The 15138-nt window shown below is 70.1% G+C and carries 13 protein-coding genes and 1 tRNA gene; 8 read left to right on the top strand and 6 right to left on the bottom strand.

What is annotated here, in order from left to right:
• Positions 1-20: 20 nt before the first annotated feature.
• Positions 21-96, bottom strand: a tRNA-Arg gene (locus AWZ10_RS32790).
• 200 nt (positions 97-296) lie between these two features.
• On the opposite strand from AWZ10_RS32790, the gene AWZ10_RS32785 reads away from it, so the two are divergent.
• The 3 genes from AWZ10_RS32785 to AWZ10_RS32775 are packed head-to-tail and all read left to right on the top strand — an operon-like array spanning position 297 to position 3163.
• A complete protein-coding gene (locus tag AWZ10_RS32785; RefSeq protein ID WP_060892795.1) occupies positions 297-1412 on the top strand; it encodes an ABC transporter ATP-binding protein in 1116 nt (371 codons plus the stop codon).
• Positions 1413-1415: 3 nt separating this feature from the next.
• Positions 1416-2267, top strand: coding sequence for an ABC transporter permease (locus AWZ10_RS32780; protein ID WP_060892794.1), 852 nt, complete (start codon positions 1416-1418; stop codon positions 2265-2267).
• A gap of 2 nt (positions 2268-2269) precedes the next feature.
• A complete protein-coding gene (locus AWZ10_RS32775; RefSeq protein ID WP_234361162.1) occupies positions 2270-3163 on the top strand; it encodes an ABC transporter permease in 894 nt (297 codons plus the stop codon).
• A 102-nt stretch (positions 3164-3265) separates the two neighbouring features.
• On the opposite strand, the gene AWZ10_RS32770 is transcribed toward AWZ10_RS32775, so the two are convergent.
• From AWZ10_RS32770 to AWZ10_RS32760, 3 genes are all read right to left on the bottom strand, one after another.
• Positions 3266-4006, bottom strand: coding sequence for a TetR/AcrR family transcriptional regulator (locus AWZ10_RS32770; protein ID WP_046704791.1), 741 nt, complete (start codon positions 4004-4006; stop codon positions 3266-3268).
• Between the two features lie 181 nt (positions 4007-4187).
• On the bottom strand, positions 4188-5876 hold the full coding sequence (locus AWZ10_RS32765) for an IclR family transcriptional regulator domain-containing protein (RefSeq protein WP_060892793.1): 1689 nt from the start codon (positions 5874-5876) through the stop codon (positions 4188-4190).
• A 317-nt stretch (positions 5877-6193) separates the two neighbouring features.
• Positions 6194-7495, bottom strand: coding sequence for a M6 family metalloprotease domain-containing protein (locus AWZ10_RS32760; protein ID WP_060892792.1), 1302 nt, complete (start codon positions 7493-7495; stop codon positions 6194-6196).
• Positions 7496-7786: 291 nt separating this feature from the next.
• Between AWZ10_RS32760 and AWZ10_RS32755 the strand changes: the two genes are divergently transcribed.
• Together AWZ10_RS32755 and AWZ10_RS32750 are read left to right on the top strand one after the other, a co-directional pair.
• Positions 7787-8446: a TetR/AcrR family transcriptional regulator gene (locus tag AWZ10_RS32755; protein ID WP_078935340.1), complete on the top strand. Its 660-nt coding sequence runs from the start codon at positions 7787-7789 to the stop codon at positions 8444-8446.
• Between the two features lie 365 nt (positions 8447-8811).
• Positions 8812-10362, top strand: a complete 1551-nt coding sequence (locus AWZ10_RS32750) for an MFS transporter (protein WP_060892791.1) — start codon at positions 8812-8814, stop codon at positions 10360-10362.
• Positions 10363-10522: 160 nt separating this feature from the next.
• Here the strand turns inward: AWZ10_RS32750 and AWZ10_RS32745 are convergent, their stop codons facing one another.
• Entirely contained in the window at positions 10523-11029 is a 507-nt protein-coding gene (locus AWZ10_RS32745; protein WP_046704884.1) for a MarR family winged helix-turn-helix transcriptional regulator, read from the bottom strand.
• Positions 11030-11236: 207 nt separating this feature from the next.
• Between AWZ10_RS32745 and AWZ10_RS32740 the strand changes: the two genes are divergently transcribed.
• Both AWZ10_RS32740 and AWZ10_RS32735 read left to right on the top strand, forming a co-directional pair.
• Entirely contained in the window at positions 11237-12022 is a 786-nt protein-coding gene (locus AWZ10_RS32740; RefSeq protein ID WP_060892790.1) for a dioxygenase family protein, read from the top strand.
• Positions 12023-12189: 167 nt separating this feature from the next.
• The gene (locus tag AWZ10_RS32735) at positions 12190-12540 is read left to right on the top strand and encodes a DUF1330 domain-containing protein (protein WP_046704882.1); all 351 of its coding nucleotides are present in this window, start codon (positions 12190-12192) and stop codon (positions 12538-12540) included.
• A 105-nt stretch (positions 12541-12645) separates the two neighbouring features.
• On the opposite strand, the gene AWZ10_RS32730 is transcribed toward AWZ10_RS32735, so the two are convergent.
• The gene (locus AWZ10_RS32730) at positions 12646-13164 is read right to left on the bottom strand and encodes a GNAT family N-acetyltransferase (protein ID WP_046704881.1); all 519 of its coding nucleotides are present in this window, start codon (positions 13162-13164) and stop codon (positions 12646-12648) included.
• A gap of 193 nt (positions 13165-13357) precedes the next feature.
• Here AWZ10_RS32730 and AWZ10_RS32725 point away from each other — a divergent pair, with 193 nt between their 5' ends.
• The gene (locus AWZ10_RS32725) at positions 13358-14353 is read left to right on the top strand and encodes a sigma-70 family RNA polymerase sigma factor (RefSeq protein ID WP_046704880.1); all 996 of its coding nucleotides are present in this window, start codon (positions 13358-13360) and stop codon (positions 14351-14353) included.
• Positions 14354-15138: the final 785 nt, after the last annotated feature.

Genomic DNA, 15138 nt, shown 5'->3' with positions numbered 1-15138 from the left:
TCGGTCCGGGGCCTTTTGGCTGGTGCCCCCGGCAGGATTCGAACCTGCGACACCCGCTTTAGGAGAGCGGTGCTCTATCCCCTGAGCTACGAAGGCAAGGTGCCCGGTCAGTGTAGCGGGTGGTGGGTGGGTGGGTGTGGGTAGGGACTCGGGGTGGTCAGGCGGGGGTGGTGGTCCCGGGGGTGGGGTGAGGGCGGCCAGTAAATCGGTTTTCTGGTTCGGGTGGCGGGCCTAGCATGCCGCCGTTGCTTCGGATGTTGTTCGGTATTTCGAATGGGCTGGTGTGAGGGGATGTGATGGCGTTGTCTGCGGTGATCGAGGCGCGCGGGCTGTCCAAGGTGTTCCGGACGACCGTACGGCGGCCCGGCTTCGCGGGGGCGCTCAAGTCGCTCGTCAGTCCGTTGCGCGTGGACAAGGTCGCTGTGCAGGACGTCGACTTCAGTGTGGGTGAGGGGGAGTTGCTCGCACTGCTCGGTCCCAACGGGGCCGGGAAGTCCACCACCATCAAGATGCTTACCGGGATCCTGACGCCCACCTCCGGTGAGGCGCTCGTCGCCGGGGCCGTCCCGCACCGGGACCGGGAGCGCAACGCCCACAACATCGGGGCCGTGTTCGGGCAGCGGACGCAGCTGTGGTGGGATCTGCCCGCCCGTGAGTCGTTCGAGATTCTGCGGGATATCTACGGCGTTCCCGAGGCTCAATTCCGGGCGAGGATCGAGGAGTTCGACGGGCTGCTCGAACTCTCCGAGTTCTGGGACACCCGGGTCCGGCATCTGTCGCTGGGGCAGCGCGTGCGGTGCGATCTCGCCGCCTCGCTGCTGCACGACCCGCCCGTCGTCTTCCTCGACGAGCCCACCATCGGCATGGACGTGGTGGTGAAGGAGCAGGTACGGCGGTTCCTGCGGCACCAGGTCGAGGAGCGGGCCCGCACCGTCCTGCTCACCACGCACGACATGACCGAGGTGGAACGGCTTGCCGAGCGCGTCGTGCTGATCAACCACGGCCGGATCGTCCTCGACGGCTCGCTCCAGGAGATCCGGCGCCGCTTCGGCGGCACCTGGCAGGTCCGCGCCACGCTCGCCGACCCGGCCGACGTCGAACAGATCGAACAGATCGAACAGATCGAGCAGATTGAACAGATCGACCAGGTCGAGCAGATCGGCCCCGTGCCTCTGCCCGGGTTCGCCGGTATCGGTGTGCTGCGCCGGGAAGGGCCGCGGGTCGTCTTCGGGCCGGTCGGGGAGGACGCGCCCACCGTCCACGAGGCTCTCAAGGCGATCATCGGGCGGTTCCGCGTCGCGGATCTGGCGCTGGAGGAGAACGACCTGGAGGACGTCATGCGCGCCGCCTACCTCAGCGACATCCCGTCCCGGGAACCGGCCACCGTCACGTCCGCCCCCCAGGGCGGCTGAGCCATGGCCGCCACAGCCACCCCGGCCACCCCGGCCACCCCCTCCACCCCGTCCGCCCTCTCCCGCGCCCGCCGCGTCTCCTGGATCACGCCCCGGGGCGAGCTGCTCACCCCGCCCCGGATGACCGCCACCGCCATACGGCTCCTCGTCCAGGTCTGCCTGGTCGTCTACCTCTGGCGGGGGCTGTACGCGAACACCGACTCCAGCGCCGGGCTGAACGAGACCCAGGCCGTCGGCTACGCCGTACTCGCCGTGCTCGCCAACCGCATCCGCGGCCTCGACCGGCGCGCGGGCCGCGACACGGTGATCCAGCATCTGCACTTCGGGACGATCGTCTACTGGTACCTGCGGCCGATGAAGCCCCAGCGCTACTACGCGCTGCGCGCCCTCGGCGACCAGCTGTACGGCTTCGGCTGGGTGCTCGCCGGATACGTGCTGTCTCTCGCCGTCGGGGTCGTCGCCCCGCCCGCCTCCCCCTCGGTGGCCGGGGTCTTCGCGGTCAGCATGCTGCTCGGCCAACTCGTCCTGTACTACGTGATGATGCTGGTCGACCTGATGTGCTTCTGGACCCTGCGCAACGAGGCGGCCCTCATGATCCTCGTCTTCGCACAGAACCTGCTCTCCGGTGTGTACGCCCCGCTCTGGTACTTCCCGGACTGGTTCATCACGCTCAGCGCGTTCCTGCCGTTCCAGGCGACCCTCGGCGTACCGCTCTCCATCTACGTCGGGCGGATCGGTATCGGCGACGCCTTCGGGCAGATGGCGATCCAGGCCGTCTGGATCGTGCTGCTCGCCCTGCTGACCCGCCGGCTCTGGGACCTGGCCGGCCGTCGCGTCGTGTCCCAGGGAGGATGACCATGACGACCACACAAGGGACCGACGTACGAGACGTACGACACGGAACCGCTCCGCACGGGCCCGCTCCGCACGGAACCGCTCCGCACGGGCCCGCGCACGCCTGGCGCGTCGTCTGGCGGATCACCAAGCTCAACTTCAAGGCCCGGCTGGAATACCGGGGCGAGTTCCTGATGAACGTCTCCGTCGGGGCGATCTGGCAGGTCTCGATCGTCGTCTTCGCCTCCGTCCTGCTCACCCGGTTCCCCGGCCTCGGTGGCTGGTCCAGCTCCGACGTGCTGCTCATCGCCAGTATGCGCATGCTCGCCCACGGGCTGTACGTGCTGTTCCTCGGCCGGGTCCAGTACATGAACGTCCTCGTCCAGGAAGGAGTCGTCGACCCCTGTCTGATCCGCCCGATGCCGGTCTACCGTCAGGTCCAGCTGACCTTCTTCCCGGTCAACGCCCTCGGTGACCTGGTCGTCGCGGCCGGGCTGTTCGTCGCCGCCCTGCAGCGCAGCTCCCTCGACTGGACGGCGGGTCGGATCGCGTACGTGGTGGCGGGTGTCCTCGGCGGCATGCTGGTCGAAGCCGCGCTCTTCACGGCCCTGGCCGCCGCCGCGTTCCACTTCCCGGCCACCTCGTACTGGAGCCAGTGGCTGGAGGAGTTGATGGGGACCTTCGGCAGCTATCCCCTCAGCATCCTCCCGAAGGCTGCCTCCGCCGCGTTCACCTTCGTCGTACCGCTCGCCTTCATCGCGTACTTCCCGGCCGGGGTACTGACCGGCCACGGCGACGCGATGGGTGTACCGGAGGCGCTGGCGGTGGCCTCACCCTTCATCGGCCTCCTCGCCTTCGTCCTGTCGCGGCTGCTGTGGAACTGGAGCCTGAGCAAGTACACGGGCGTCAACGGGTGAGCTCCTGAAGGGGGTTGGAGACGCGGCCCGGTTGACGTCATCTCACGTCGGCCGCGTCTCGGGCCAGTCCCGTCACGTCGGCCGCGTCTCCAGCCCGTCCCGTCACTTCAGCCGCGTCTCCAGCCCGTCCAACACGCGGTCGAGCCCGTACTGGAACCCCTCCTCCCGGGCCGCCCGCGGATCCGCTCCGCGCTGTTCGGCGTAGCCCTCGCGCAGCAGCGGGAAGTCCTGGGCGGCCTCCTCGGCGGCCGGCCACAGCCGTTCGACCATGGTCCGCTCGTCCTGACCGCTGCGGGCGAGGACGTTGAGCCAGGCGGCCTCGCTGGTGGCCGTGCCGGTGACGTACGCGACGAGCGTCGAGAGCGCCCGGTCGGCCTCGTCGGCCGGGAACCCGGCGGTGGTCAGCAGCTTCAGCATGGCTTCGGAGGTCCGCATCCAGTTCGGGCCGAGGTAGGACATGCCCAGCTCGCCGAGCACGGAGGCCAGCCACGGGTGGCGCAGGATCGTGGCGCGCAGGCTGTGGGCACAACTAGCCGTGTCCTGACGCCAGTTCGCCAGGTTCGGGGAGGCCTGGACCTCGATCTCGCCGTAGATCTCGTCGACCGCCAGCTCCAGCAGCTCGTCCTTGTTGGCGACATGGCGGTAGAGCGAGGTCGCGCCGGCGCCCAGCCGGCCGCCGAGCTTGCGCATGCTCAGCGCGTCGATGCCCTCCTCGTCGAGCAGGCGCAGCGCCTCGGCCACGATGTGCTCCCGGCTCAGCGCGGGCTGCTCCCGCCCGGTCCGGGGCCGGGTCCACACGGACTGGAACCCCTCCTGCTTCCTGACCGGCTTCTCGGGTGCCATGGGAGCGCCTCTCCTCTGCCTGCGTACGGTTGACGCGACCAGCGTACGGTGTTCGCACCGCAGGTCGGGCTTCGAGGCGGGCTTCGGGGTGGGCTTCGGGGTGGGCTTCGCGTCGGGCTTCGGGGTGGGCTTCAGAACGGCCTCCCCGTCGGACATCCGTCGGACATCCGACGGCCTTCCGTCAGACTTCCGGGACGCGGCGGAACATCCCCGCCACCGCCAGCTCCCCTTCTATCCGCCCCACCGCGTCCCGCAGCTCGGGCAGTACCTCCGTCACGCACTCCTCGACCGACCGCCGACTGCTGTGCATGGCGACATTCACCGCGGCGACGACACGCCCGCCCCGCTCCCGCACCGGCACGGCGACGGACCGCAGGCCCTCCTCCAACTCCCCGTCGACGAGGGCGTATCCGGCGCCCCGCACGCGCTCCAGGACGGCCAGCAGTTCGCGTCGGTCGGTGACCGTGTGCGGGGTCAGTCGGGCAGAACGTTCCGGCAGGGAGACCTCCGGGAGCAGGTCGGCGAGCATGACGCGGCCGAGCGAGGTCGCGTATGCCGGCAGCCGTGTGCCGAGGGTGATGTTGACGCTCATGATGCGGCTCGTGGCGACCCGCGCCGTGTACTGCACCTCGTCCCCGCCCCCGGTGAGGATCGCGAGGGACGCCGAGTCGTGGACCCGCGCGGAGAGTTCCGCCAGATGCGGTGCGGCGATCCGGGGGAGGGGCAGCATCGACAGGGGTGGGAAGCCCAGGCCCAGCACCCGGGGCGTGAGGCGGAAGACACGGTCGTACGCCTCGACGTACCCGAGGTGTTCGAGGGTGATCAGCGCGCGCCGGGCCGTCGCCCGAGCGAGCCCGGTGGCCTGGGCGACCTCGGTGAGGGTCAGTGTGGCCCGCCCCTCGCCGAACGAGGTGATCACGGTGAGCCCCCGGGCGAGCGACTCGATGAACTCCCGGCCCAGTTCCTGCTTGGACGCGCCGGTCCAGGCGGCGAGACCGGACGGGCGACCCATAGGACCGGAGGGGCCCGAGGCGCCGACCCGCGGCGAGGCGGCCGCCACCGCGGGCTCCCGCAGCTCTCGTTCCATCGCCCCCACGGCCGCCCGCAACCGCGGCAGCAGCTCCGAACGCAGGGACTCCGCCGTGTGCCGGCTCGTATGGCTGACGACGTTCGCCACACACACGACCCGCCCCGTACGCGGATCCCGCACGGGTACGGACACCGCCACCAGCCCCGGCTCGATCAACTGGTCGTCCAGTGCCCACCCTTGGGCGCCCGCCCGGGCCGTACGGTCCTCGAAGTCGTCGTACGCGCCGCTGCGCGGAGGCACCGCCGGGAAGCCGTGGCCCTCCGGGTCGGCCGCGCGGCGGGCGTGCCACCGGGCCCAGTCCGCCGGCTCCCACTCGGTGGCGAACAGGGGGCCGGGTGCGGTGCGTTCGGCGGGGAGGAGGTCGCCGATGCGGAAGCTGAGGGACATCGCGCGGCGGCGGGTCGCCTGGTGGATGAAGCGGACGCCGTCCCGGTCGCGGACCGCCAGGGACACCGACTCGTCCAACTCGTCGGCGAGGGCGTCCGCGTGGGCGTCGAGGAGGCGGGGGAGACGGATGGCGGCCAGATAGGCGTTGCCCAGCTCCATCAGGCGGGGGGCGAGGACCGCGTCGCGGCCGTCCAGCCGTACGTAGCCCATGCGGGCCAGCGTCGCCGTGATCCGGTCGACCGTGGAGCGCGCGAGACCGGTGGCCCGCTCCAGCTCGCTCGGACTCAGCGCCCCGTCCGCCTCGGTGAGCCGACGCAGCACGGTGATCCCCCGCATCAGGGGTGCGACGGCTTCGGCGGGCGCGGGGACCGCGCGCGGGGCGTTCGGGAGCATGGGGTCACGGTAATGCGGTCCTGCCGCGCCGCCGCGCCGGGCGCCCAGTAGCTCGTGTGTGTGGTCTGGCGGGGCGACGGGGCTGGAGGCGAGAAGCATGGGGCGCAGCCCCTGCTTCTCAGGGGCGCGGGGAACTGCGCGAGAAGCCCCACCGGACCCGCACCCGACCGACATACCCCAGACACCTAGCCCGCCCTGTCTCCAGCGCCCCCCGTTCTCCAGCGCCCCCCGTTCTCCAGCCCGCCCCGTTCTCCAGCCCGCCCTGTCCTCCACCCCCGCCCTGTCCTCCACCCCCACCCAGTCCTCCACCCCCACCGTCACCGTCGACTCACCACCACCCGATGGTTCCCCCCGACATCCGCCCCCGCCACGGCGATCTCCACCCCCGTCCGCACGTCCTTGAAGGTCTCACCGGGGACGAACGGCGCGTCGGACAGCTCCGCGTGGACGTTGGGGCTGCGGGTGCACCCCCCGCTGTCCCGACGGGAGTCATGGACCTTGATGGGCCCGTTCCCGGTGTCGACGGTCGCGTCGACCCGGTAGACGAGCACACCCGGCCGGCACACCGCCGCGTCGTTGCCCGCCCGCGTGCGCAGCTCGGCGACGTACGCCGCTCGGGAGCCGAGCGGGACGACGACCAGCTTCGCGCCGCCGGCGACGGGGAGCGGGGTCAGCGTGTACTCGGCCGTGCCGACGGCGGCCACGCAGCCGACCTGCGTCTCGTCGAGCCATCCGAGCTTCCACTTGTGCCAGCCCAGCAGATCGTTCTCGACGCCCCAGTCCTCGCTCATGATGTCCCAGTGCCCGACCGCGCCCCCACCCTCATGGGTGTAGAGGTCGGGCAGCCCGAAGACATGGCCGTTCTCGTGGGGGAGGACCCGGTACCCGGTCTCCCCATACGAGCCCGAGCCGTCGTCCTGGCGGCTGTAGACGAAGGACGCGTTGGCGACCGGCACACCGTCCGCGACCGGCGCCTCCCGGTTGCCGGCGAAGGTCACCGACAGGACGGTGTCGAGGGCGGAGGGGCCCGCGTTCGGGGTGACGAGGACGTTGATCAGGTCGTACGACCGGAAATCCACCAGCGGATCGGCGGCCCGCACCATGTCCTGGACCAGCCGGCGGTAGCCGGGATCGAAGGGGGCGCCGCGCTCTATGCCGTACGAGCGGAAGGACTTCGGCATCCGCAGCCACTCGGTGAGCGGGGCCTCGGGGCGGTAGTCGATACGGCCGTAACTGCTGGTCCTGAACCACTTCTGGGTCTGCGGGGCGAACTCCGCGAATCGGTCCATCGCACTGCCCTCGCCGGGCGCGTCGGAGAAGTCGATCATCAGGTTGAGCGCGCGTACCGTGCCGGTGGAGCGGGCGTAGCCGGGCGGGGTCGGTATGCCCTCGGACATCTGAGTGCCGAGCGGACCGCGGATCATGCAGGGGTCGAGCGCCGAACCGCGGGCCAGGGCCGTGGCCCCCGCGGCCGTCGTCGCCTCCTTCGCCATCAGGTGCCCGGTGCCGGCGGAGGTGCTGACCGCGAGCGTGAGGGCGGTGACGGAGGCGAGCGCGACGACGCGGCGCGGACGTATCCGGCGCGCGGGTATCCCACGTCTGCGGAACGGCTGCTGCATGCACGCGCCCTTCGCTCCACGGCAGCCGCCCGGGGACGGGGCTGCACCCTCTCGATCACCCTGGGTCGAGGGGTGCGCGGGCGCGCGCTGGAAGAGCCGAACGTGGGCATCGGAGCAAGGAAAGCAAGGACCATCAATGTGTGATCCAGGTCACAGGAAAAGTCTTCGGTGGCGGAAATAACCGGGGATCATTTCCCCGTTTAGCCATGTGTCCGAGCGAAACGGGGACTCCATCCCCGGATAGCCACCGGGCGCCCCCCACACCACTGGATCAGGGAAGAGGAGTACGTCGTGGAGACCGCCACCGCCACCGCCGTACGTCGCAAGGTGCCCCGCCCTCGGGCCGACGCCCTGCGCAACCGGGAGCGGATCGTCAGCGCCGCACGGGAGATGTTCGTCGAGTTCGGCCCCGAGGTGCCGCTCGACGAGGTCGCCCGCCGGGCCGGCGTCGGCAACGCCACGCTGTACCGCAACTTCCCGGACCGCGACGCGCTGGTCCGTGAGGTCGTCTGCTCGGTCATGGACCGTACGGCCCTCGCGGCCGAGGCCGCGCTCACCGAGACCGGTGACGCGTTCGAGGCGCTCTCGCGCTTCGTGCACACCTCGGCCGACGAACGGATCAGCGCGCTCTGCCCGATGATCCAGAGCGCGTTCGACAAGCACCACCCCGACCTGGAGGCGGCGCGGGAGCGTCTGGAGGAGCAGGTCGAGGGGATCATGAAGCGCGCCCGGGACGCCGGGCAGCTCCGCTCCGACGTGGGCGTCGGCGACCTGATGATCGCCGTCAGCCAGCTCAGCAGGCCCCCGGCCGGCACCCAGTGCGCGGGTGCCGACCGTTTCCTCCACCGCCACCTGCAACTGTTCCTGGACGGCCTGCGTGCCCCGGCCCTCTCCGAACTGCCCGGTGCCCCCATCACCGTGGAGGACCTACGGAGGCCCTGCCCGTCCTGACCCACCTGATTCGACCTGACCCACCTGACCTGGCCACTGGCTTGGCCCCACCCGACCTGGCCCCACCCACCTGGCCCCACTGTCCTGACCAGACCCCGACCCGGTCCGGCCCGAACCTGACCTGACGTCCGATCGCACCGATCCCACGGATCCCGCCGATCGCACCGATCCCACGGATCCCGCCGATCGCTCGATCGCACGGATCCCGCCGATCGCCCGATCCCACCGATCGCATCGATCGCACCGATCGCCCGATCTCACCACTGTCGACGACGACAGACCGCAGACAAGCCGCCACCTCTCGACGCCCTTTTCACCACCCGATACCGATTTTTCCGTCACGAAGTCCCGAAGTGGGTATCCCCATGTCCGAAACAGTCCGCAACGCCGCCGGATCGGTGGACGATCCGCGCAACGACGCTCATGCGAACCGCTGGAAAGCGCTCGTCTTCATCGCCCTCGCCCAGCTGATGGTCGTGCTCGACGCGACCATCGTGAACATCGCCCTTCCGTCCGCCCAGCAGGACCTGGGGATATCGGACGGCAACCGCCAGTGGGTCATCACCGCGTACGCGCTGGCCTTCGGCGGTCTGCTCCTCTTCGGCGGCCGTATCTCCGACCTGTGGGGCCGCAAGCGCACCTTCGTCACCGGTCTGATCGGCTTCGCCGGCGCCTCCGCGCTGGGCGGCGCCGCCACCGGTGAGGCCATGATGCTGGGCGCCCGCGCGCTCCAGGGCGCCTTCGGCGCACTGCTCGCGCCCGCCGCGCTCTCCCTCCTCGCCGTGATGTTCACCGACGCCAAGGAGCGCGCCAAGGCCTTCGGCATCTACGGCGCGATCGCCGGTGGCGGCGGCGCCGTGGGCCTGATCCTCGGCGGCTTCCTCACCGAGTACCTGGACTGGCGCTGGACCTTCTTCGTCAACATCCCGTTCGCGGTGATCGCGGCGGTCGGCGCGTACTTCGTCATCCGTGAGCCCGCGGGCGGCCGCAACCGCTCCCCGCTCGACATCCCCGGCGTGATCCTGTCCACCCTGGGCCTGGTCTCTCTGGTCTACGGCTTCACGCGGGCCGAGTCCGACGGCTGGGGCGACTCGATGACGATCACCCTGTTCATCGCCTCGGCGGTGCTTCTCGCGGCCTTCGTGTTCGTCGAGTCCAAGGTCAAGGCCCCGCTGCTGCCGCTGCGCGTGATCGTCGAGCGCAACCGCGGTGGTGTCTATCTCTCCCTCGGCCTCGCGATCATCGCGATGTTCGGCCTGTTCCTCTTCCTGACCTACTACCTGCAGATCGTGAAGGGGTACTCGCCGGTCAAGACCGGTTTCGCCTTCCTGCCCATGATCGTGGGCATGATCACCGGCTCGACCCAGATCGGCACCCGCCTCATGACCCGGGTCCCGCCGCGCCTGCTGATGGCCCCCGGCTTCCTGGTCGCCGGCCTCGGCATGCTCCTGCTGACCCAGATGGAGGTCGACTCCTCGTACGCCGGTCTGCTCCTGCCGGCCCAGCTGCTGCTCGGCCTCGGTATGGGTACGGCGTTCATGCCGGCGATGTCCCTCGCGACGTACGGTGTCGAACCGCGTGACGCGGGCGTGGCCTCCGCCATGGTCAACACCTCGCAGCAGGTCGGCGGTGCCATCGGTACGGCTCTCCTGAACACGATCGCCGCCTCCGCGACCACGTCCTACATCGAGGACCACATGAGCGCGGCCACCTCGAAGCCGGCCGCCCAGCTGGTCCAGCTCCAGGGCATGGTCAACGGCTACACCAACGCCATCTGGTTCGCGGTGGCCATCCTCGTGGCCTCCGCCGCCATCGCCTTCACCCTCATCACCACCGGCAAGCCGGACATGACGGCAACGGCCGGAGCGGGCGAGGACGCGGCGGACGAGATCAAGGTTCCGGTGATCGCCCACTGAGAAGGGCCCTGGAGGGGAGGGGTGGGCGAGGGGTGAAGCCCCTGCCCCTCCCCTCCAGGGGCGCCGGAACTGCGCGGGAACCGCGTGGGAACGCGCTGGAATCGCGCGGCGACTGCGCGATAACCCCGCCCACCCGCACATCTCCGTGACGGAAAGGCCCCTACCGCAGCCAGGGCAGATCCGCACCCGCCTCAGACGGCTGCAGGCCCTCCGCGATGACCGCCATGATCTCGCCGAGGGCTTTGCGCTGTTCCGCCGACAACCGGTCGAACAGCGCCTGTCGCACCGCGGCCACATGCCCCGGCGCGCTCTTCGAGAGCATCTCGGACCCGTCGTCCGTCAGTACGGTGAACTGCCCCCGCTTGTCGGACGGACAGTCCTCGCGCCGCACCCACCCGTTCTTCTCCAGCCGGGACACGGCGTGCGACAGCCGCGACCGTGTGATCTTCGTCTGCATCGCCAGCTCGGTCATCCGCAGCCGCCGCTCCGGCGCCGCGGACAGCACCACGAGCAGGTGGTAGTAGAGGTGCGGCATGCCCGCGTCGCGCTGCAACTGGCGGTCGAGATGGTCCTCGAGCAGGGTTGTGGCGTGCACATAGGCGAGCCAGGTGTGTTGTTCCTCGTCGGTGAGCCAGCGGGGTTCTTCCTCAGCGGATGCATCCTTCATGCCTCCACTGTACGAGGCTCCTTCTTGAAATTTGAACTATAGAGATGTAAGGTGAAACGAGAAATATTGAGACTTCAACTACTGGGGAGTTGGGGGGAGTCTCAAGAGCCTGGAGTGCCAGGCGAAACCAAGGAGACAGAAAGCGACCACCGGGCCCGCCGAGGCGCGTGTGTCGTGTGCGTCGCGCGTGTTGAGGGAGTCACCCCTATGTCCGCCGCCACCGCCGAGCGCATGCCCGCCCTGTACCTGAGTCACGGGGCCCCACCGCTCGCCGACGACCCGATCTGGCCCGCCGAGCTCGCCGCCTGGTCCGCGACCCTGCCCCGCCCCAAGGCGATCCTCATGGTCTCCGCCCACTGGGAGGAGGCTCCTCTCGCCCTCGGCGCCGTCGCCCCCGTCCCCCTGGTCTACGACTTCTGGGGCTTCCCCGAGCACTACTACAAGGTCCAGTACGGGGCCCCGGGCGCCCCCGAGCTGGCGGCCTCGGTCCGCAAGCTGCTCCAGGCCCCCGGCATCCCCGTCCAGGACATCCCGGACCGGGGCCTCGACCACGGTGCGTACGTCCCCCTGGTGGAGATGTACCCCGACGCCGACATCCCGGTCCTGCAGATCTCCATGCCGACGCTCGACCCGGTGAAGCTCATGGACGTCGGCCGCAAGCTCGCCCCCCTCCGGGACGAGGGCGTGCTGATCATCGGCTCCGGATTCTTCACCCACAACCTGGCCGCCCTCCGCCAGGCCGGCGTCCCCACCTGGTCCGCCGAGTTCGACGACTGGGGCCACCGGGCCCTCGAATCCCGGGACTGGGACGGCCTCCTCGACTTCCTCCACAAGTCCCCGGCCGGGCAGCTCGCCCACCCCCGCACGGAGCACTTCGCCCCCCTCTTCGTCACGATGGGCGCGGCCGAGGCCTCCGGTGAACTGGACGCCCAGCGGTCGGTGATCGACGGCTTCTGGTTGGGGCTGGCGAAGCGCTCGGTGCAGTTCGGCTAGTCGCTTCCGACGGCGGCCCCGGCGACGGGGCGGGTCGGTTCTCACGGGCCTGCGGGCCGGGGTCGTTTACCTGTCAGGTCATCGACCCCGGCCCGTCCGGCTGTCAGGCTCGTCGGCGTACGGAGCCCGACCGCCAGGCCGCCCGACAGTCCGACCGGAAGGACACCATGCCCGCCTACGCCATAGCCCACCTGAGGGACGCCGCCCCGCACCCGGAGATCGCCGAGTACATCGAGCGCATCCCCGCCACCTTCGAGCCGTACGGCGGCCGCTTCCTCGTGCACTTCGCCCAGCACGAGGTGAAGGAGGGGAGCTGGCCCGGAGCCGTCGTGGTGATCGGCTTCCCCGGGATCGCCGAGGCGCGGAGCTGGTGGGACTCACCCGCGTACCAGGAGATCGCCCCGCTGCGGTCACGGCATGTCGAGGGCGACATCATCCTGGTCGAAGGGGTGCCGGAGAACTACGACCCCACCGCCTCCGCGAAGGTCATGCGGGAGGCCCTGTCGGCCGGGCAGTGAGTTCGGCTGGGCAGTGGGTTCGGCTGGGCAGTGGGTTCGGCCGGGCAGTGAGTTCGGCCATGCAGTGGGTTCGGCCGGTCGGAGGCCCGGGCCTCCGACCGGGAGTCACAGCCCCTTCTCGTACCAGGCCACATCCCAGTACCGCCCGAACTTCCGCCCGACCTCCCGATACGTGCCGACGTACCGGAACCCGAACCGCTCGTGCAACCGTGTCGACGCCTCGTTCGGCTGGGCGATCCCGGCATAGGCGCGATGGACGTCCTCGTCGGCGAGCGCCTCGAACAAGGCCTTGTACAGCAGCGTGCCCACGCCCCGGCCGCCCGCGTCCGGGGCGAGGTACACCGACACCTCCACGGAGGTGTCGTACGCCGGTTTCACGCGAAACGCGCTGCTCGTGGCGTACCCGAGAATCCGCTGTGAGTCCGTGGACGTGGCAACCATCAGGCGGTGCGGGCCGTCTTCAGGGTGGGAGAGGAGCCAAGGGCGGCGCTCTTCCGGAGTGAAGACAGCGGTATCGAATGTGATGGGCGTCTCACGGACGTAGTGGTTGTAGATGTCGGTGAGGGCGGCGAGGTCGGTCTCGACTCCTGGTCTGACCTGCACCTCTACGGACTCCCCGGACATCTCGCCTCCCCCTGTGGCGGCACAGGGTACTGCAAGATCAGAAAAATAGTGGGACGGGTTGGGAATTCTGTCCTGATTCCAGTCGTTGTTTCCTTCGGAAGCAGGGCACTCGGGAGAGTGTCCGAGCGGCCGCATCAAGACCCGTGCAGGACCCGATACGACCCTGCCAGCCCACCATCGCAAGGGAGCACGCATGGCAACCCGTGCCGTCGCCGCTCGTCGTTCGTCCGCCGGCCGGACCGACGCGGCTCGCAGCGTTCGCGCCTCTGGCGGCGAGATCGCCGACCGCGACCTGGTCGGCATGTACCTCGACGAGATCGCGCGTACACCGCTGCTCGACGCCGCCAAGGAAGTCGAGCTGTCCCAGATGATCGAGGCGGGTGTGTTCGCGCAGCAGATCCTCGACGGCGCCGAGGAGCCCAAGGCGGACGCCACCCGCGAGGAGCTCGAAGCCCTCGTCGCCGACAGCGAGCGGGCCAAGGACATCTTCATACGGTCGAACCTGCGCCTTGTCGTGGCCGTCGCCCGGCGCTATCCGCGCAGTGGCCTCCCCCTGCTCGATCTCATCCAGGAGGGCAACGCCGGCCTGGTCCGCGCGGTCGAGAAGTTCGACTACCGCAAGGGCTTCAAGTTCTCGACGTACGCCACCTGGTGGATCCGTCAGGCCATCACCCGTTCGATAGCGGACCAGTCGCGCACCATCCGGCTGCCCGTCCACCTCGTCGAGGAGCTGGGCCGGATCCGCCGCGTGCAGCGCGAGTTCAACCGCGAGCACGGGCGCGACCCCGAGCCCCGGGAGATCGCCACCGAGCTCGGTTCCAACGCGGACCGTGTCATCGACGTCCTCGACTGGGCCCGCGACCCGGTCTCGCTGAACATGTCGGTGGACGACGACGGCGACACCCAGTTCGGTGACCTGCTGGAGGACACCTCCGCGGTCTCTCCCGAGCAGTCCGTGCTCACGCTGCTGCGCAGCGAGGAGCTGGACGACCTCATCGGACGCCTCGACCAGCGCACCGCGTCCATCATCAAGATGCGGTACGGCATCGAGGACGGCCGCGAGCGCACCCTCACCGAGGTCGGCAAGGAACACGGGCTCACCCGTGAGCGGATCCGCCAGATCGAGAAGCACGCCCTGCTCGAGCTGAAGAAGCTCGCCCGCGACACCGGTTTCGACGCGGTCGCCTGACCCGTTCGAGGGTCAGGTACGGACGATCCGGCCCGGTACGGACCAAGGCCCCGTACGGCCCAACCCCTGGGGCCGCCACGGGGCTTGGTCCGGCGTACCACCCCTACGTCGGCCACATCTTGGCCGTACTGTGCCGCTACTTGGCCGTACTACGCCGCTTCAACTCCCCGTTCCCGGGGCACAAGACTTCCGGGCCACGACTTCACCGGGCCCGGAGCCGCCAGGCCCGGGACCCGGAGTTCGAGGGAGTCGGGGGCACACGACACACCGAAGTGCACCTGTGCCGCTGTACGCCGTCACCACTCGAAGTCCTGTCACGGCCCTGAACAGGACTTCACCGCAGGACCCCGGACTTCACCGAAGCCCTCCGAAGCCGAGTCCCGACGCTCTCCCCCCAGCGCCGGGACTCTCCGAGAGCCGGGCTCCGGCGCCACCCCCCCCGGCGCCGGAGCCCGGCTTCTTTTCCGCTGTCGTAGGAAGCCACGGCTGTCACGGGAAGCCTCGGGAAGCCACAGCAGGGAAGCCGTCGGAACGGGCCGACCGGCCCGAGGGGGCTGGCCCGAGAAGGCACGCCCGAGGGGTCCGGGCCAGGCAGACCGCAGGGTCACCCCGGACCTGAACCCAGGGGGTGAGCCGAACGGGGCAGATCGTGCCGCGGAGGCAATCCCCGCCCGGGGCATGGCGAGTGTCATACCCGTACGTCAGAGGCCCGCGCCGCGCGTCCGACCCTGGGCCGCACGCCGCACGCCGCACGCCGCACGCCGCACGCCGCACGCCGCACACCC

The sequence above is a fragment of the Streptomyces europaeiscabiei genome, from assembly GCF_001550375.1.
GTDB lineage: Bacteria > Actinomycetota > Actinomycetes > Streptomycetales > Streptomycetaceae > Streptomyces > Streptomyces europaeiscabiei.
The sequence above is the reverse complement of the archived record's forward strand: the minus strand, read 5'-3'. Positions and strand labels throughout refer to the sequence as shown.